The following is an 18369-nucleotide window of genomic DNA, read 5'->3' as shown; positions in this document are numbered from 1 at the left end:
GAACGACAATCCGGAGTAGAGATCGTGAGCATTGAACAACCCGCACTCAATGAAGCCTATGCGGCCATTGACCTGGGTTCCAACAGCTTCCACATGATAGTGGCGGAAGCAGAAGGCAATTCGATCCGCAAGATCGACAGCCTGCGCATGCCCGTCAGACTCGGTGCCGGACTGGACAAGAACATCCGACTGACGCCCGAGACCGAAGCGGCGGCACTGGATGCTCTGGCCAAATACGCCGAACGTCTTCGCGAAGTCCCTCTCAAGCATATCCGTATCGTCGGTACCAATACCCTGCGCCGCGCCAGAAACAAGGATCATTTCATGCGAGAGGCCAGGCGCTTGCTGGGCAAACCGATCGAGATCATCGCCGGTCGGGAGGAAGCCCGCCTGATCTACTCGGCCGTGGCCCACACCTTTCCCGACAACAATCAGCGACGCCTGGTCATTGATATCGGTGGCGGCAGCACCGAACTGATCATTGGCCAGGGGCTGAACCCGACGCTGATGGAAAGCGTGAACATGGGTTGTGTCAGCTATACCAGCCGGTTTCTCGACAGCAGCGGCAAGCTGAGCAACGGCAGCCTGAAGAAGGCCATGGTGGAAGCCGAACTGGAACTGCAACCCCTGATCGTTGCCTATCGCGACAGTGGCTGGGATGAGGTCATCGGCTGCTCCGGGACCATCAAGGCCGCCTCCCGCATGCTCTCGGAACTGGGCATCAGCGATGGCACCATCACCCAGGAAGGTTTGCGCAAACTGATGCGGATGGCCGTCAAGGCTGGCAGTGTCGAGGCGATGAACCTGAACAGTATCAGTCAGAGCCGCATGCAGGTTGTCGCCGGAGGCCTGACCGTGCTGTGCGCCATCATGCGAACACTGGGTATCGAGGCCATGCGCTCCAGTCAGGTCGCCCTGCGTGAAGGACTGATCTTCGACATGCTGGGGCGTGCCGAACACGTCGACATCCAGAGTCAGACCCTGGCCAATCTCACCAGTCGCTATTCGATCGATATTCGTCAGGCAGCGCGGGTTGAAAGTACTGCGGCCATGCTGTTCGGCCATGTCGCCGAACCCTGGAAGCTGGATCCGGAGACAGATCTGGAACTGCTCGTCTGGGCAGCACGCCTGCACGAACTGGGAATGGGTGTTGCCCACACTCAGTACCACAAGCATGGCGCCTACATCCTGGAAAACTCCGACCTGCTCGGCTTCACCCTGGCAGAACAGAAGGCATTGTCACTGCTGGTACGTTATCACCGCCGCAAGATCGAGAACGAAGCCTTTGACAGCCTGCCCGAAGAAGAACGCCAACGCCTGCTGCGCCTGCTGAGCATCCTCAGGCTGGCTGCCTTGCTGCATCGCGGCCGCCACGACGAACCACTGGACCAGATAAACCTGCGAATCAAGGATGGACAGATCACCGTCATCGCCCCCCAGGCATGGCTGGATGAGCATCCGCTCACCAGTGCGGAACTGGCAGCGGAAGCTGAACGGCTGACCCACATCAGCATCAAGCTCAAGGCAGAAAAGTCTGCCTGAGCCTGACTCTGCTCAGTGATCGATGTGATTGTCGCCGTATAGATCGATCAGATACTGCTGTGCACTGAAGGCTTCCGGTTCTTCGTTTTCATCCGTGCTGCTGTCCGCAGGGACCAGTCTCCGATAGTTGCCATCAGGCTCCAGCTGCCAGGCATAGAGGTTGTCCTTCAGGTAGACATCCAGACATTCCGTCTTGACGCGCTCCAGTGCTTCGCCTTCCAGTGGTACCGCAATCTCGACCCGATTGAAGAAGTTTCGTGGCATCCAGTCGGCACTGCTCATGTACAGCTGCTCTGCGCCTTCGTTCAGAAACCAGAAGATTCGCGAGTGTTCCAGAAAACGGCCCAGTACCGAGACCACCCGGATGTTCTCCGACAGACCGGGAACTCCAGCCTTGAGCATGCAGATGCCTCTGACCACCAGCTCGACCGTGACACCCGCCTGCGACGCTTCGTACAGGGCGTGGATGATGCCCGGATCTACCAGTGAATTCATGCGCGCAATGACATGTCCGCGACCGCCCTGGCTGGCGATCTCGGTCTCGTGCATGATCCGCCCCACGAAGTAGGAATGCAGATTGAAGGGAGCTTCGATCAGCTGGTTCAGATACAGCGTCTGGCCGAGTCCGGTCAACTGGGTGAATACCCTGTGCACGTCTTCCGTGATGGCAGGGTCGTTGGTGAGCATACTGATGTCCGTGTAGGCACGGGCGGTTGTGGCATGATAGTTTCCAGTGCCCACGTGCGCATACTTCACCAGTTTCTTCTTTTCGCGACGCACCACCAGCAGCATCTTGGCGTGTGTCTTGAAACCGACGACACCGTACACGACTTGTATTCCGGCTTCCTGCAGCTGGGTGGCCAGTTCGATGTTGGCAGCCTCGTCGAAGCGGGCCCGCAATTCGATGACCACGGTGACGTCCTTGCCTCGACGCGACGCCTCCATCAACGAGCTGACAAAGGCGGATTCGTGACCGGTGCGATAGAGGGTCTGCTTGATGGCCAGTACATCAGGGTCGGCAGCCGCCTGGCGCACCAGATCGATGACCGGCACATAGGACTCGTAGGGGTGGTGGAATACCACAGGGGAACGCAAGGTGATGTTGTCGAAGATACTGCTGCGCGTCTCGTAGGCAGGCGCCATATGCGGGCTGAACGAGGGATACTTCAAGTCCGGTCGGTCGATCTGATCGGGAATGCCGAACAGGCGATTCAGGTTGACCGGCCCATCAACCCGATAGACATCATCCTGCTCGAGATGAAACTGACGTTGCAGATAGCGAATGATGCGATTGGGACAATTGGCGGCGACTTCCAGACGCACCGCCTGGCCGAAATTGCGCTGTACCAGTTCGCTCTCCAGGGCACGCCGCAGATTGTTCACCTCCTCTTCGGAGACATACAGATCACTGTTACGCGTCACCTTGAACTGATAGACACCCACGGGGTTCATGCCATGAAACAGCGAGCCGATCTGTGAGTGCACGATGGATGACAGGAACACGAACCCATCGCGCACGCCACAGATCTCCGAAGGCACCCGTACCACTCGCGGCAAGGATCGGGGAGCCCGTACCAGGGCAAAGCCCGAGTCCCGACCGAAGGCGTCCAGGCCCCTGAGATCGATGATGAAGTTCAGGCTCTTGTTGGTCAGGCGCGGAAACGGATGTGCAGGATCCAGACCCAGCGGGCTCAGTACCGGGGCAATCTCGTTGTTGAAGAATTCCTTGACCCAGGCACTGACTTCCGGCGTCCAGCCCAGCCTGTTGAAGAAGCGAATCTCCTCGCCAGCCAATTCGGGAATCAGAACATCATTGAGCAACTGATACTGCCTTTCCACCAGCGAATGCGCCGCATGATTGATGCAGGCCATCTCCTGCAACGGCGACAGGCCGTCAATGCCGGCCCCTTCGATGCCACCCAGAATCTTCTGCTTCAGGCCTGCAACCCGGATTTCGAAGAATTCATCCAGGTTGCTGCTGGAGATGCACAGAAACCGCAGCCGTTCCAGCAAGGGAACCTTGGTATCGCTGGCCAGCTCCAGGACCCGTTCATCGAATTTCAGAAAACTCAGTTCACGGTTGGCCAGTGGCAAGGAACGATAACTGCTGCGCGACCATTGCTCCGGCAATACGGCAGCAGGATGGGCGTTGTTGTCACTCTCCACTATGTCTCCTTTGTATCGGAATATTGTTTTCGGATGCCGAACGGAACAGTCACCCCAGATAGCTCCTGGCAGCATCGAGCAGATCAGGATAGAACGATTCGAAGGGCTTCTGCAATTGGTCGCGAAGCGGCTCCAGCTCTGCCTCGGCCATGGCTAGCGATGCAAATCGGGGCGATCGCTGCGACAATCGGGCCAGGGTCAGTTCGATGGATGCAAGTTCGACATTACTCTCCAGTATGCGCTCACTGAGTAACACCTGTGTGAAACGCTGCAATCTTTCTGGCAGATGGGCGTGATTGTCAGCCAGAGCAGCGTGTACGATATCGGCATGAGCTGCCAGCGTGTGCGCACTGTATCGAGACCACTGACAGGCCAGGAAATGATCGAACATCACGTCGATGACGATACCGGAAAAGCGGTAGGACACGCTGTCGATCCCGGCGCGGGCCTGTTGCAGGGCTGGATGGGTATCGGTGAAACGATCCAGATAGCGATGCAGGCGAATGCCGGTTTCCACGCGACCGGGAAATCGGGACAGCTCATTGCCGCGCACGAAATCACCACAGATCTGACCGGCAATCAGCTCCGCTTCATCAAACCCCATCAGACTGTGAGCAAGGAAGTTCATGAGCACTAATGTACTGTATTCTTTGCATCATGGACCTGACACCAGATAATCGTTACAGCCGCCATACCAGCCTTCCGCAGATCGGTGAGGCGGGACAAGCACGCATTCGCGCCAGTCATGTACTGATCGTCGGGCTCGGAGGACTGGGTTCCCCGGCATCTCTGTACCTGGCAGCAGCGGGTGTCGGGCGCCTGACCCTGGCCGACTTCGATACCGTCGAGGTATCCAATCTGCAGCGGCAGGTTGCCCATACCACGGATCGCGTCGGACAGCTGAAAACCACATCCGCTCGACAGGCCTGTCTGGACATCAACCCCGATTGCCGGATCGAGACGCTGGACTATGCACTGGATGAGGATGACCTGGACTCTCTGGTCGCTCAGTGCACGGCCGTGCTCGACTGCACGGACAACTTTCCGACCCGATTTGCCTTGAATGCCGCGTGCGTCAGGGCAAGGGTTCCTCTGGTCAGCGGTGCCGCAATCCGATTCGACGGACAGATCAGCGTCTACGACTCACGACAGAGCGATGCACCCTGTTACCGCTGTCTCTACAGCGACTCCGACAACGCGGTCGACAATTGCGCCCAGGCAGGCATCCTGGGCCCTGTGGTTGGCATGGTGGGATGCATCCAGGCTATCGAAGCCCTGAAACTGATCAGCGACATCGGCGACAGCCTGGCGGGCAGACTGGTACTGTTCGATGGTCTGACCATGGAATGGAACGAGATACGTCTGGGCAAGAACCCGGAATGTCCGGTCTGCGGCTCCGACGCAGCGGCCTGAGTTCTCGTCGACCGAGCAGTGCCTGCCGAGCCACGCCCGCCTGGCTGTTCTTTCCTGGCTGTTCTTTCCTGGCTGTTCTTTCCTGGCTGAGCGTTCCCGCCTGAGCGTTCCTGCCTGTCGGGCCCGGACCCGACACCCTGCCAACCGGCAAGATGTCGGAACCTGTATTTTTCTCAGCGCCCGAAGTAGGCGGTACCCTTGAACGCCTCGCGCTGATAGACGCGAATGTAGTCGGCCTCCAGCTGGATCGGAAAGAGAGTCTCATCGCTGAGATCAGGCGTGGGTGCCCAGCCACTGCCTGCCACCAGATAGTTCACGATATTCATCGGCTGCCGCGAGACCTGAGGGCCGAACAGGCGCTTGACCTCGATTCCATCGATATACCACACGACCAGTTGCGGCTCCCACAGCACCCCGAAGGTGTGCCACTCACCATCATCCGCGTAGGTGCCGCCACCAGGTTTGGCATGGGACATGGTGGGCGCCGAGCGCGTGATACCGGTATTGGGATCCCCGAAATGGTAGGTCTGGAAGGCATCCGGCGCGCCGAAGGGGTTCTCGCCCAGATATTCGACGATATCGATTTCCGGCGCATGGTAGTTCACGCCGGTTCCCGCATACCGGTGATACAGATAGAAACTGGACAGTGCACCCGGCGTGCCGCTGACCTTGAATCGACCTTCGGTATACCCGTAGACGAACTGGAAACGATCATGCGAGGACAAGGCGCCGGACAGGAACTGGCAAGGCGCCGGATCAGCAGGATCCCCTTCCTCACACACCGACGGCAGTTTTTCTTCCAGTTCCTCGGGCACCGGAATGGCATTGATGATGATCGATTCACCGGTAAAGGTGAACGGGTCATAACCGAAGTCCGGATAGGCCTGTATATCCACCAGATACTGCTGCTCGCGATTGACGATGCGATTGTCGCCCCAGACCAGCCGCGTCTGCCACTTGTCCGCGTCCAGAGAGTCCTCGTTGAACTCGTCGGAGAAGACCAGATCGAATTCATCCAGCCAGTAAGGCACGGCCGACAGATCGTGATTCTGCACGAAACGATCATCGGCTCCCTTGTACAGATCGTCGTACAGCGGCACCGGGGCATTGCGATTCTTCAGATAGGTGATGGTCAACGGCTCCGAGGCCACCGATTCCTGACCCTCATCATCCGTCGCGGTGATTTCATAGGTATAGGTTTCACCGGGTACCGGCGTGTTCACACCACAGCGGTGCAGACGGTCGTCGAAGCGGGTGTAATTGCAGTCGATGAAGGAAGTGGTCAGCCAGTACTTGTCGATCTCGTTCTGCGAGCCGGAGGCCGGGTCGGTCTGATCACCCCGAATCTCGTAGGTCACACCATCACTGCGATAAAGGGTGTACTGCACCACTTCCCCGTCGTCATTGGCCGGTGCCCAGCTGATTTCTGCCCAGTTGTTGGATACCAGATCGAGGCGCAGATGCTTGGGTTGCGTGGGTGGACCACCCGCTACCGGTTGCTCGTCATCGACTTCCAACAATGAACCGAAGGGGTCGGCGGGATTGGGCAAGGGCAGTGGCAAGGCGAAGGGGTCATCCAGTTCTGGTACCTGTGGCGGTGGCAACTCATTGTCCCCCGGGCCATCGCCACCGCCGTTGGAAGCGGACTCCACCACAATGTTCTCGAAGCGTTCACCCGTGGTGTGGTTGACGACCAGGTACTTGCCGGCACTGACCTGACAGGAGCGTCCGCCCTCGCACAAGGACTCGAACGTTGTTGCATCCTGTACCTGATACCAACCGTCGTCCGGCCAGCGGATGAGCAGCCCATCGACAGTGACACCCTCGGTGTTGCCTGCCGTGACAATCACGTTCTCGAACCGCTGTCCGGTGCCATGGTTGATGACAATGTAGCGGCCGGGTGCAACATCGCAACTGCTTCCCCCCTGACACAGCGATGTGAAAGTCTGCGCATCCTGCACCTGATACCAGCCATCGTCCGGCCAGGAAATGGTACCGCCATTCACCGTCGGGGCCGCCATTGCACTTGCACCGCCGAGGCCCAGACCCATGATGGCGCAACAGACCAGCGCACGGCCTGTTTTCACTGTGCCTGCCGATAGCGGCAAGCCCCGTGCTGCTGTGGCAGCCATGTCTACAGCATTCTGGATTTTCATGCCTCGGTTCCCGATCACGTGGATACAGCTGGAACCTTGAAGTATACCGAGTCGGGGGCTGTGGACCGGGTCGAGCAAGGGTCAGGCAGTGGTACTTTTACCTTGCCTGCCCACCAGTTCACAAAGTATTACAGCTGACCGTCTCGCCCCTCATCCGGACAAGACGGGCCAAACGCGCCGTCAATGACGAGTGATGTCACCATCCTCTTCACTCACGGCGGCGCTGGCAACCGCCGTCGGCACTCCCTTGAACAGCGCGGCGATATCGACCTTGTCGTAGTTGTACACGCTGTCACAGAATTCGCAGCTGATTTCCACCTTGCCTTGCTCCTCGAGGATGCTGCTGACCTCCGCCTTGCCGAGCCCCAACAGCATGCCGTCGGTTCGCTCTCGCGAACAACTGCAGTGAAAGCGCACTGTTTCCGGCTCGAAGACCCGTACCTGCTCTTCATGAAACAGTCGATACAGCAGGGTCTGACTGTCCTCAGTGCACAGTTCCTCGTCACCCAGGGTATCGCACAGGGCAGTCGCCCGGCTCCAGCCGTCAGCATCATTGGCGACACGCTCCTCGCTGGGCAGTTTCTGCACCAGAACGCCAGCGGCCGTATTCTCGCTCACCGACAGATAGAGCTGCGTCTGCAGCTGTTCACTGGTGCGGAAATACCCCTGCAATGCCTCGGCCAGCGTGTCCCCTTCCAGCGGCACGATGCCCTGATAGGGCTCGGACTGACGATTGGCTTCCACCGTGATGATCATGCGCGCCTCGGCGCCGAACATGGCCTGCAGAGAGGGTTCTTCCGGCACCTCGTTCCAGCGGGCCAGACCTCGCAGGCTGCCGTCATTGGTCACTTGCACCACCAGCAGATGCACGGCCCCTTCGCCTCGCACTTGCAGTGTCAGTTTGCCATCGAACTTGATGGTACTGGCCAGCAGGGCGGCGGCGGCAAAGGCCTCGCCCAGTACCTGGCGTACCTGCGGCGGATACTCGACGCGTGCCACGGCCTCACGCCAGGTATCATCCAGCTGCACGAGATGACCACGAACATCGCAGGACTCGACGAGAAATTTCTGCTGGGTATCTCTGTCTCTCACGGGATATCACTCCAGGCGAGCATAGAAGGCCTCGCCGATTAACGGGGTCAGGTACATCGGCACCTGATAACAAGCTATGAACAACAACAAGGGTTCCATCTGAGCCGCCGGCAATGCCGCCAGAAACAGCGCGATATTGCGATTGCCGCAAACGACGCCCGTACCGATACTGCGAGCCGAGCCCTGATGCGTGAACCGCGAACCCAGCACGCCCAGTGCCTGGTAGCCCACGTTCACCAGCAGAGCCAGCAGCAGCATCTGTCCGAGCTCGGCCCAACCGTTGGACGGCTCGTGTATTGCAGACATCAAGCCGATCACCATCAGGGCCAGCGCCAGGGCACTCACACCATCCAGCGCCGCTGCGTTCAGTTGCACTTTCCCTCTGTGCAAGCGCTGCGACACCAGCAAGGCTGCCGACACGGAGCCGCCAATCAGCAGCAGCAGCTGCACTGCGGGAGCCAACATGGTGGTGACAGTTTGCTGCGGTTGCAACAGGTAGAGCACCGGCAGACAGCTCAGGGGCAGCAGAATCGTGCCCAGCATCAGCCAGCGCATGGCCAGTGCCGCATCACCGCGCAGCAGCAGAACCAGGTTCGGACTGCCGGACACCGGTGGTGCGGCGGCAACCAGCGTGGCAGACATCACCACCACCCACGGAGCCTGCAACAGGCTCGACAATGCGAATACGCTGATCGGCAACAGCAACTGGGCGAGTCCGACACGTAGCAGCGTCGACGTCCAGGCTGCCCGGCTGCGCATGGATGCCGCCGCACCGGCATCCGGCAGGATGCGCAGTACAGCCAGAAACAGCAGCAGTGCGATGAACAGCGGTATCCCCTGTCGCAAGGGGCCCGCTGCCCAGGGCAGCAACACGCCAGCCACCAGACCGGCGGGCAGCACCCACCGCCCGTGACGGCCCAGAAAAGCGAGGGCGCGGATCAATCAGGCCTTCAGCTTGTCGCGCAGAATCTGGTTCAGCTGGGCAGGATTGGCCTTGCCCTTCGAGGCCTTCATCACGGCGCCAACAAAGAACGACAGCAACTTCTCCTTGCCGGCACGGTATTCCGCCAGCTGTGATGGATTGGCAGCAATGACTTCATCGATCATCGCTTCAATGGCACCCGTGTCGGTAATCTGCTTCAGGCCGCGCGCCTCGATCACGGCATCGACATCGCTTTCGCCGCTCCACAGCGCCTCGAACACCTGCTTGCCCAGCTTGCCGGACAGGGTTCCGTCATCCACTCGCGCAATCAGATCACCCAGCAGACGGGCGCTGACAGGGGCGTCGGCCAGCGCCACATCTTCCTTGTTCAGCCGTGCGAACAGTTCGCCCAGCACCCAGTTGGCGGCCAGCTTCGGCGCAAACTTGCGATCGGCGAAAACCGCTTCGAAATAATCCGCTGTCTGTCGGTCGGCGCACAGGGCCTGCGCATCGGCAGCCGGAATCTCCAGCTCTTCCACGAAGCGCGTTCGACGCGCCACCGGAAGCTCCGGCATGGTGGCTCGGACAGATTCGATGAAGGCTTCGTCGATGACCAGTGGCGGCAAGTCCGGATCGGGGAAATAACGATAGTCGTTCGCCTCTTCCTTGCTGCGCATGGACCGTGTTTCATCCCTGTCGGCGTCGTACAACCGTGTCTCCTGCACCACCTGGCCACCATCTTCGAGGATATCGATCTGGCGTTCGACTTCGAAGTCGATGGCACGTTCGAGAAAGCGGAAGGAGTTCAGGTTCTTGATTTCGGTACGGGTACCCAGGGTGTCACTGCCGGCCGGGCGCACCGACACGTTGGCGTCACAGCGAAATGAGCCTTCCTGCATGTTGCCATCGCAGATATCGATGTAACGCACCAGGGAATGCATGTAGCGGGCATAGGCGACCGCTTCGGTGGCCGAACGCATGTCAGGCTCCGAGACGATTTCCAGCAAGGGTGTTCCTGCGCGATTGAGATCAATGGCGGTCATGCCTTCGAACAGATCATGCACCGATTTGCCCGCATCCTCTTCCAGATGCGCGCGGGTCAGGCCGATGCTCTTATCCTGCCCGTCCGGCAAGGTAATGCTGATACGCCCTTCACCGACAATCGGAAATGCCATCTGCGAGATCTGATACCCCTTGGGCAGGTCCGGGTAGAAGTAGTTCTTGCGGGCAAAGACCGAACGCCGCGTGATGCTGGCCTCGGTTGCCAGAGCGAAGCGCACCGCCATGCGCACCACTTCGCGATTGACCACCGGCAGGACGCCGGGCAGACCCAGATCGACCGCTGAGGCCTGTGTGTTGGGCGCGGCTCCGAAATCGGTGGAGGCGGCCGAGAATATCTTGGATCGAGTGGCGAGCTGTGCGTGAATCTCCAGCCCGATTACGGTTTCCCATGTCATGTTTTGCAAGCCTGTATCAGTCGTTTACCTGCGCCATTCAGGCGAAAGAGGCGGGAATCTGGCGATGCCAGTCAGTCACGCCCTGGTAGCGGTGCGCCACGTTCAGCAAACGCGCTTCCTGATTCGCCGGTGCGCACAGTTGCAATCCGACGGGCAGACCATCGGCAAAGCCACACGGCGCAGACAAGGCTGGCAGCCCGGACAGATTGGCCGACACGGTGAACAGATCGTTCAGGTACATCGCCACCGGATCATCGCTCTTGGCCCCCCGGGCAAAGGCCGTGGTGGGTGTCGTGGGTCCGGCAATTACATCGACATCGGCAAAGGCATTGCTGAAGTCATCACTGACCAGCTGCCGGACCTGCTGCGCTTTCTTGTAGTAGGCATCGTAATAGCCGGCAGACAGGGCATAGGCGCCGATGAGAATACGGCGTTTGACTTCCGCCCCGAAACCTTCACCACGCGAACGGGTGTACAGGTCATCGATATCCTGCGGATTTTCACAGCGATGACCGAAGCGCACACCGTCGAAACGAGACAGGTTGCTGGAGGCTTCTGCTGGCGCGATGACGTAGTAGGCAGGAATGCACAAGCCCTGATTGGGCAGCGAGATGGGCTTCAGAATGGCACCCTCGCCTTCCAGCACGGCCAGAGCCGCGTTGACACAGGCGGCCACGTCATCGTCCAGGCCCTCGGCGAAGTATTCCTGTGGCACTCCGATGCGCAGCCCTTTCAGGTCGGCATTCAGATCGGCACTGAAATCGGGCACGGACGCTGGCGAACAGGTGGAATCGCGAGCATCATGGCCTGCCATGGCCTGCAGCAACAGTGCGCAGTCTTCGGCGGTCTGAGCCATGGGACCGCCCTGATCCAGACTCGAGGCAAAGGCGATCATGCCGTAGCGAGACACGCGCCCATAGGTCGGCTTGATTCCGGTGATACCGCAATAGGCCGCGGGCTGGCGAATCGAACCTCCGGTGTCAGTCCCGGTGGCTGCCGAGGCCAGACGAGCGGCAACTATGGCGGCGCTGCCGCCGGAGGAACCGCCGGGTACCCGGTCTTCCTGCCAGGGGTTGGCCACCGGGCCGTAGAAACTGTTCTCGTTGGAGGAGCCCATGGCAAATTCGTCCATATTGGCCTTGCCCAGCGTTACCAGACCGGCCGTGCGCAGTTTTTCCACCACGGTCGCCTCATAGGGCGAGACAAAGTCCTGCAGCATGCGTGAGCCGCAAGTGGTTGGCATCCGTGTGGTGCAGAAAATATCCTTGTGGGCAATCGGCAAACCGGTCAGAGGACCGGCCTTACCGGCCTTGCGCTGCTCGTCGGCAGCAGCAGCTGCCTGCCGTGCGCCGTCGGCATCCACGGCCAGGAAGGCATTCAACGCTCCACCGAGCTGTTCGATACGCTGCAGGTAGTGCTCGACCAGGTCGCTGCTGCTCAGATCGCCACTGGCGAGAAGTGCGGCCTGTTCGGCCAGAGTCTTGTCATGCATGGTCAGCACCTGTCATTCGATAACGCGGGGCACCAGGAAGTAACCGTCCTGGGTTGCGGGGGCGGGCGCCTGCAGAGTGTCGCGCTGATCGGTTTCAGTCACCTCATCATCGCGCAGCAGCAGCGCGGCATTGGCCGGATGGGCCATGGGTTCCACACCGTCGGTATCCACGGCCTGCAGCTGTTCCACCAGATCGAGCATGGTGGACAGGTCGGCGGCCAGCGGTTCCAGAGCGTCTTTATCGATGCCCAGGCGTGCCAGATGGGCAATCTTTTCGATATCGTCAGGAGTCAGGGACACAAGCGTCAGTCCAGTCTTGGTTTCGAGCGCGGCAATCTATCATACTGTAGCCCTCTATCGCCCGTTACTCCCGATTCCGATACACGATGAACGACCAATCTGCCCTGCAGGATCCGGCTTTCGACGCCAGGATCGAGAACCTGGAACTGAAGCTCATGGACCTGGAAAACACGGTACACGAGCTCAATGAAGTCATCCTGCAGCAGTACCGCGACATCGAACGCATGCAGCTGCAGCAAGTGGAACTGATGAACCGCATGCACGGCAGTACTGACTCGGCAGCCACACCCTCGATCACCGATGAACTGCCCCCTCACTACTGAGCGTTCAGCGACCGAGTATCAGCGTATCGCCTTCCAGTACGTAGCGCGGCACCACCAGGTTCCTGTCGGCGTATTGCGAGCGGTACACTCTTCCCGCCAGGTCATAGCGGGACTTGCGGCAGCTATCGATGAAACCCCCGGTCCAGGGTCCTCCCTGAAACTGCGCCCGCTCCGCCGGCAGGAAACTCACGGGACAGCCCAGATCGGTGCCCAGGGCGATGGCAACGTACAGTTCCGGACTGGCCGAGCGAAGATCATCGCGGTACTCGTCCGGCTGCTTCGACTGGCGCGAGCTGGCATCCCGCAGACGATCGTCGGGACTGCGCAGCTGTGCAATGTCCTCGACCCGGCGCCGGTAGAGCAGCACCGGACGATCTTCCCAGGAGATGACACGCGATTCTCCCGGCAGCAGATCCGCGGTTGCCACCCGCAGAGTGGGCATGGCTGGCGTTGCACCACCACCGGTGAATACCTGTGCGGCCAGCACATACAGCAGGCACAGGATGGCGAAGCCGACCATCAGCTTGGCTGCCACTCGCAGTCGCAATCGACGCCGTTGTTCCTCGGCACTCAGGGGTCTGTCCATCATGGGCAATTCTGGTGAATTCTTGCGTGAAAGCCATGCAGAAGTGTACGTCAACCGTGTCTGACTGGACGCCTCCACTGATCCTGGGCCACGACCTCTGCCCGCCCGCAGGCATGCCCTCCGGGCAGCAGGACAAGGATATCTTCGATCGTCTCGATCTGCCCCGGGCCCTGACGCCACCGGATGACGCCTGGGTACTGGTGCGTCAACCCGGCAATGACAACCTGCCGCCGGTGCTTGAACTGGTGCGCCCGGATGGCGTGAAACTGTCCATCGACTTCAGTTCCGGCAAGGCGCGGCATCGCGCGAATGAAGCCGGCAAGGGTATTCAACCCCTGGCACGCGCACTCGGCCTGAGCGCCTACCGCAAGCGCCAGGGAGGCTTCCCGGGCGTGATCGATGCCACCGGCGGACTGGGTCAGGATGCCTGGGCCCTGGCCACGCTGGGGGTCGGCATCACCGTCATCGAACGCCACCCCATCGTGCATGCGCTACTGCACAATGCCCTGAGCAGGGCCGCTGCCGAGCCCGCCACGCGTGCAACGGCTGCGCGGGTCAGACTGCTGCACGGCCAGGCCGAGCAGCTGTTGCCGACTCTGCAGAGCGAGGTCATCTATCTTGACCCGATGTATCCGGAACGCCGTCGCAAGAAGGCAGGCTCTCGCAAGGGCATGCAGTTTCTGCACGCCCTGCTGGGCCCGCCGGCGGACGACGGCAATGAGACGCTGCTGTCCACCGCCCTGCACAGTGGCGCTCTGCGAGTCGCGGTGAAACGTCCACGCGGAGCGCCGCTGTTGAACGGAAGTGAACTCTGGACAGGACAGCGTACCTGCGTGGAATCACCCAATACGCGCTACGACGTGTATCACCTGCGCAGTGCCTGAGTATCGCCCGAGCTCCATCCGAGTACCGTCTGAATATCGCTGAGTACCGGTCAGTCCCGGAAATTCTGGAACTGCATGGGCAAGCCGAGTTCGGCCCCCTTGAGCAGTGCCATGACGGCCTGCAGATCGTCACGCTTCTTGCCGGTGACTCGCAATTGTTCGCCTTGCACCTGCGCCTGCACCTTGAGTTTCGATTCCTTGATCTTCGCCACCGCCTTCTTGGCAATTTCCCGGTCGATGCCCTGACGCACGGTAATGGCCTGCTTGACACCCTTGCCGCTGTTCTCCACCTTGCCGGCCTCCAGACAGGCAATGTCTATCTGGCGGGCAGTGAGTTTCTGATACAGCACCGGGTGAATCTGCTGTATCTGGAAATCGCTGTCGGCAAACAGCATGATCTTTCCGTCTGCCAGTTCCACCTTGGCTGAGGTACCCTTGAAGTCGAAGCGGTTTCCGATCTCTCGCTGGGTATGATCGACGGCATTGACAAGCTCGTGCTGATCCACTTCAGAGACAACATCGAATGTTGGCATGGCGCTCTCCGTTGTAACTCGTTCAGAATAAACCGCTGATAGTAGCAGCCTTCACTCACTCGGACAGCCTGCCTGGACAGGCAATCCACACCTCGACACGGATCATCACGTACATGAGACAACTGACGGACAGTCGCTGGATGCTGATACTGGCCAGCCTGCTGGGCGCGATCGCAGTCATGAGCGGCGCTTTTGGCGCTCATGCACTGCAAGGTGTTCTGGATGAACGCGCCACTGGCTGGTACGACACTGCCGTCACGTATCACGCCCGTCATGCCCTGGCTCTGCTCGCCTGCGGAGTCATGAGCCTGGTCATCGGCAAGGCTCCCGGCAGCCGATTCATCAGATTTGCAGCCATCGGCTTTACCCTGGGGACACTGGTATTCTCGGGAAGTCTGTACATGATGGCTTTCACCGGCATCACGAAGCTGGGCATGGTGACACCTGTCGGAGGTCTGCTGCTGATCATTGCCTGGCTTTGTCTTGCAATGGCCGCTTTTCGGCTATCCTCGGAGAAGGCATAGAGTCCGACCACATTCTCGTCTGCGATGAGCCCCTTATGACCCAAGAAGACAAAAAAGACGTTGCCAGCCTGATCGAGGCCCGTCGGGATTACACGGCTGACACACTGCGTCGCGCCGATCTGGCGGACGGCCCGGTCATGCAGTTCACCCGCTGGCTGCAGGAAGCGCGCGATGCCGATATTCTCGACGCCACCGCCATGCACCTGGCCACGGTGGACGCACAGGGACAGCCTCATTCGCGTATCGTGCTGCTCAAGCACTTCGATGACGAAGGCTTCTGCTGGTACACCTATCAATTGAGTGACAAGGCGCGACAACTGGCCGAGAATCCCAGAGCATCCCTGCTGTTCTACTGGTGCGGTCTTGAGCGGCAGGTGCGCATCGAAGGCAAGGTGGAAATGCTGGATGCCGAAAACGCCGAAACCTACTTCCAGTCACGCCCTGAAGGCAGCCGCTTCAGCGCCGCCGCTTCGGTCCAGTCAGCCCCGGTGGACAATCGCGCCGTTCTGGAGCGACGCGTCGCCGAACTGCACAAGGAACACCCCAATGGCAATGTGCCGAGACCGGAACACTGGGGAGGCTATCGCCTGCAACCTCACCGCTTCGAGTTCTGGCAAGGCCGCGCCGACCGCCTGCATGATCGCTTTGTCTTCGAACGTGGCGAAGCGGCGGACGACTGGTCCGTGCAACGCATCTCACCCTGATACGTGAAATCCATGGTCGCCGTAGTCGTACTGATCCTGCTGGGCCTTGGCCTGCGCCTGAGCATTCCGCACCTGGGTTCGAGTGTTGCCGGCGGTATTGCCACCGACAACGGCCAGCAGACGCTGGCAGACTGTCCGGCTACGCCGAACTGTCATCGGGACACCCTGGCCATCGAGGCGGACCCTTCATCCGCCATCGAGACCATGGCAACACTGATCAGCGAGCAGCCAGGGGCCCGCATCGTGTCCCGCAACGATCACTACCTGCACGCCACCTGGTCCACACGACTGATGGGCTTCGTCGATGACGTCGAGTGCCTGCTGATACCGGCATCGGGCAACGATCAAGCGGTGCTGCAGATTCGCAGCGCCTCGCGGCTTGGCAAGAGTGATCTGGGAGCCAATGAAAAGCGCATCGCCGCCTTACGCAGCATCGGCCACGGGCGTCTCTAGACTGCGTTCATCCAGCCATTTGTCGAGCATGCTCTTCAGGTCATCATCGGCGAATGGCTTGGAGACGTAATCGTTCATTCCCGCAGCCAGACAACGCTCTCGATCGCCAGCCACGGCATTGGCAGTCACGGCAACGATCGGCAACTCGAATCCCGCGGCGCGAGCTCGACGAGTCGCCTCGAAACCGTCCAGCTCCGGCATCTGGCAGTCCATGAAAACGATGTCGAAGACCTCGGACTGCAAGGCTGTCAGCGCTTCCAGACCATTCTCCACCAGCGTGATGTCACAGCCCAGATCGTCCAGCGATGCTTCAATGACCAGCTGATTGACCGGATTGTCTTCGGCCACCAGCACTCTGACCGGCAACATCTGCGACCGTGGCTGCCCCTGCCCACCCATACCGACAGCATCAAGCGACGCTTCCGGTGTCTCGACCGTATTCATCGACCTCGCCTCGATGATCCTGGTCTCATCCGGCAACGACGGCAACGTCGTGGCAGTCACCGGCATGCTGACGGTGACACAGGTCCCCTTGCCCGGCTGGCTGTCGATCACCAGAGTGCCGTTCATCAGATCCACCAGGGCTTGCGCGATGGGCAGACCGATGCCGATACCACCGACACGTCGGCGTACATCGGATCGGACCTGATGAAACACCTTGCGCACTGCCTCGAGCTCGGATGCGTCGATACCGCAGCCGGTGTCACGTACCATCAGAACAAGGTAACCATCGATGTACTTCAACTGCACATCGATGCGCCCCTGCTCGGTGAAATTCACGGCATTGTCCAGCAGTTTGCGGCAGATCTGGCTCCAGCGAGCCGGATCGAGTGCCATGCTGGCAGGCATGCCGGGATCGAACCCCAGATTCAGTGTCAGTCCCTTTGACGACAGTGCGGTTTGAAGCTCATCCACCACGCCTCGTGTCAGCGCACAGGGATCACAGGGCTCCAGTGAAAGCCGGACATCCTGACTGGCCAGACTGGCGGCATCCAGCAGGTCACTGACCAGTTCCAGCATGTCATTGCCCGAGCGGTTCAGGGTGGCAACCAGGGACTGCTGCTCGTGGTTCAAGGGCGTCTTGCCGAGCATTCTGACCATGCCCAGCACACCGTTCATCGGCGTACGCAGCTCATGACTCATGCGGGCCAGGAATTCATCCTTGCTGCGCAGCGCCATCTGATTGCGCAAGCGCAACAGCAGCATCTCCCGCTTCTGCAGGTAGAGCCGATAGGAACAGTAGAGGCAGCCCGTGGCGATCAACGCCAGCGGAACGAGCAGACGAGCAAATCCGTCATCGGCCAGGGCTTCCATGCTGAAGATCATGGCAACCAGCATGGCACCGATGAAGCCCAGGTAAGTCGGCGGCCAGTGACCCAGCGACAGCAAGCCGCCCAGTGCGGCCAGTACCGGCAGCAAGGCGATGACCAGCTGGTCCACCAGTGTCAGTTCGGCAGACCAGAGCAGTATCACCGTCCCCCAGAGAGCGCCGGAGACCACCATGATGCCGGTATAGAGATGGATGGGCATCTGCCGGGATCTGCGGCTTCGGACCCAAGTGACCAACGCCAGACGCAGGGCGGACACCAGAACGACCGCGCTACCCCACAGAATCAGGTGATTTGCAGAGACCTTGCCATGCAGCATCGTGGCACTGACCAGCACCATGATGAGCCCGAGGCACACGGAGGGGACCGCTTCATCGAACAGCGCGCGTTGCAACGCGCCATTGACTTCCCGGGTTTCACGATCCCGATGCATGCCCTTAACCTGTTCAACGTCATTGCCTCAGGTAACGGCATGTCGGTCGCGAAGTATTAGA

At 60.0% G+C, this 18369-nt stretch carries 18 protein-coding genes; 7 read left to right on the top strand and 11 right to left on the bottom strand.

Annotation, left to right across the window (positions count from 1 at the left end):
- Positions 1-24: 24 nt before the first annotated feature.
- On the top strand, positions 25-1542 hold the full coding sequence (locus ACUNV4_RS05540; protein ID WP_430877511.1) for a Ppx/GppA phosphatase family protein: 1518 nt from the start codon (positions 25-27) through the stop codon (positions 1540-1542).
- Positions 1543-1554: 12 nt separating this feature from the next.
- On the opposite strand, the gene ppk1 is transcribed toward ACUNV4_RS05540, so the two are convergent.
- Both ppk1 and ACUNV4_RS05530 read right to left on the bottom strand, forming a co-directional pair.
- A complete protein-coding gene (ppk1, locus tag ACUNV4_RS05535) occupies positions 1555-3672 on the bottom strand; it encodes a polyphosphate kinase 1 (RefSeq protein WP_430878288.1) in 2118 nt (705 codons plus the stop codon).
- A gap of 85 nt (positions 3673-3757) precedes the next feature.
- Positions 3758-4336, bottom strand: coding sequence for an acyl carrier protein phosphodiesterase (locus ACUNV4_RS05530; RefSeq protein WP_430877510.1), 579 nt, complete (start codon positions 4334-4336; stop codon positions 3758-3760).
- Positions 4337-4365: 29 nt separating this feature from the next.
- On the opposite strand from ACUNV4_RS05530, the gene ACUNV4_RS05525 reads away from it, so the two are divergent.
- Positions 4366-5121, top strand: coding sequence for a HesA/MoeB/ThiF family protein (locus tag ACUNV4_RS05525; RefSeq protein ID WP_430877509.1), 756 nt, complete (start codon positions 4366-4368; stop codon positions 5119-5121).
- A 173-nt stretch (positions 5122-5294) separates the two neighbouring features.
- On the opposite strand, the gene ACUNV4_RS05520 is transcribed toward ACUNV4_RS05525, so the two are convergent.
- From ACUNV4_RS05520 to gatC, 6 genes are all read right to left on the bottom strand, one after another.
- Positions 5295-7277, bottom strand: a complete 1983-nt coding sequence (locus ACUNV4_RS05520) for a glycoside hydrolase family 16 protein (protein WP_430877508.1) — start codon at positions 7275-7277, stop codon at positions 5295-5297.
- Between the two features lie 180 nt (positions 7278-7457).
- Positions 7458-8369 carry an Hsp33 family molecular chaperone HslO gene (hslO, locus tag ACUNV4_RS05515; protein ID WP_430877507.1) on the bottom strand — a complete coding sequence of 304 codons (912 nt, stop codon included), beginning with the start codon at positions 8367-8369 and terminating at the stop codon, positions 7458-7460.
- Between the two features lie 6 nt (positions 8370-8375).
- On the bottom strand, positions 8376-9311 hold the full coding sequence (locus tag ACUNV4_RS05510; RefSeq protein WP_430877506.1) for a hypothetical protein: 936 nt from the start codon (positions 9309-9311) through the stop codon (positions 8376-8378).
- Complete coding sequence (gene gatB / locus ACUNV4_RS05505; protein WP_430877505.1) at positions 9312-10748, bottom strand: Asp-tRNA(Asn)/Glu-tRNA(Gln) amidotransferase subunit GatB; 1437 nt, start codon at positions 10746-10748, stop codon at positions 9312-9314. It lies immediately after the preceding gene.
- 37 nt (positions 10749-10785) lie between these two features.
- Positions 10786-12240 (bottom strand): Asp-tRNA(Asn)/Glu-tRNA(Gln) amidotransferase subunit GatA, encoded by a 1455-nt coding sequence (gene gatA / locus ACUNV4_RS05500; protein WP_430877504.1) that lies wholly within the window; start codon positions 12238-12240, stop codon positions 10786-10788.
- 12 nt (positions 12241-12252) lie between these two features.
- Positions 12253-12540 carry an Asp-tRNA(Asn)/Glu-tRNA(Gln) amidotransferase subunit GatC gene (gene gatC, locus ACUNV4_RS05495; RefSeq protein ID WP_430877503.1) on the bottom strand — a complete coding sequence of 96 codons (288 nt, stop codon included), beginning with the start codon at positions 12538-12540 and terminating at the stop codon, positions 12253-12255.
- Between the two features lie 86 nt (positions 12541-12626).
- Here gatC and ACUNV4_RS05490 point away from each other — a divergent pair, with 86 nt between their 5' ends.
- Positions 12627-12863 (top strand): SlyX family protein, encoded by a 237-nt coding sequence (locus ACUNV4_RS05490; protein ID WP_430877502.1) that lies wholly within the window; start codon positions 12627-12629, stop codon positions 12861-12863.
- Between the two features lie 4 nt (positions 12864-12867).
- On the opposite strand, the gene ACUNV4_RS05485 is transcribed toward ACUNV4_RS05490, so the two are convergent.
- Positions 12868-13452: a hypothetical protein gene (locus tag ACUNV4_RS05485; protein WP_430877501.1), complete on the bottom strand. Its 585-nt coding sequence runs from the start codon at positions 13450-13452 to the stop codon at positions 12868-12870.
- Between the two features lie 32 nt (positions 13453-13484).
- On the opposite strand from ACUNV4_RS05485, the gene ACUNV4_RS05480 reads away from it, so the two are divergent.
- A complete protein-coding gene (locus ACUNV4_RS05480) occupies positions 13485-14333 on the top strand; it encodes a class I SAM-dependent methyltransferase (protein WP_430877500.1) in 849 nt (282 codons plus the stop codon).
- 50 nt (positions 14334-14383) lie between these two features.
- Here ACUNV4_RS05480 and ACUNV4_RS05475 read toward each other — a convergent pair whose 3' ends face one another.
- On the bottom strand, positions 14384-14866 hold the full coding sequence (locus ACUNV4_RS05475) for a YajQ family cyclic di-GMP-binding protein (RefSeq protein WP_430877499.1): 483 nt from the start codon (positions 14864-14866) through the stop codon (positions 14384-14386).
- A gap of 113 nt (positions 14867-14979) precedes the next feature.
- Between ACUNV4_RS05475 and ACUNV4_RS05470 the strand changes: the two genes are divergently transcribed.
- The 3 genes from ACUNV4_RS05470 to ACUNV4_RS05460 are packed head-to-tail and all read left to right on the top strand — an operon-like array spanning position 14980 to position 16547.
- Complete coding sequence (locus tag ACUNV4_RS05470; protein ID WP_430877498.1) at positions 14980-15390, top strand: DUF423 domain-containing protein; 411 nt, start codon at positions 14980-14982, stop codon at positions 15388-15390.
- Between the two features lie 35 nt (positions 15391-15425).
- Positions 15426-16094, top strand: a complete 669-nt coding sequence (gene pdxH / locus ACUNV4_RS05465) for a pyridoxamine 5'-phosphate oxidase (RefSeq protein WP_430877497.1) — start codon at positions 15426-15428, stop codon at positions 16092-16094.
- 12 nt (positions 16095-16106) lie between these two features.
- Positions 16107-16547, top strand: a complete 441-nt coding sequence (locus ACUNV4_RS05460) for a DUF1499 domain-containing protein (RefSeq protein ID WP_430878287.1) — start codon at positions 16107-16109, stop codon at positions 16545-16547.
- Here the strand turns inward: ACUNV4_RS05460 and ACUNV4_RS05455 are convergent.
- The gene (locus ACUNV4_RS05455; protein WP_430877496.1) at positions 16518-18308 is read right to left on the bottom strand and encodes a response regulator; all 1791 of its coding nucleotides are present in this window, start codon (positions 18306-18308) and stop codon (positions 16518-16520) included. The genes ACUNV4_RS05460 and ACUNV4_RS05455 overlap by 30 nt on opposite strands.
- Positions 18309-18369 lie beyond the last annotated feature (61 nt).

The sequence above is a fragment of the Granulosicoccus sp. 3-233 genome, assembly GCF_052681095.1.
The sequence above is the reverse complement of the archived record's forward strand: the minus strand, read 5'-3'. Positions and strand labels throughout refer to the sequence as shown.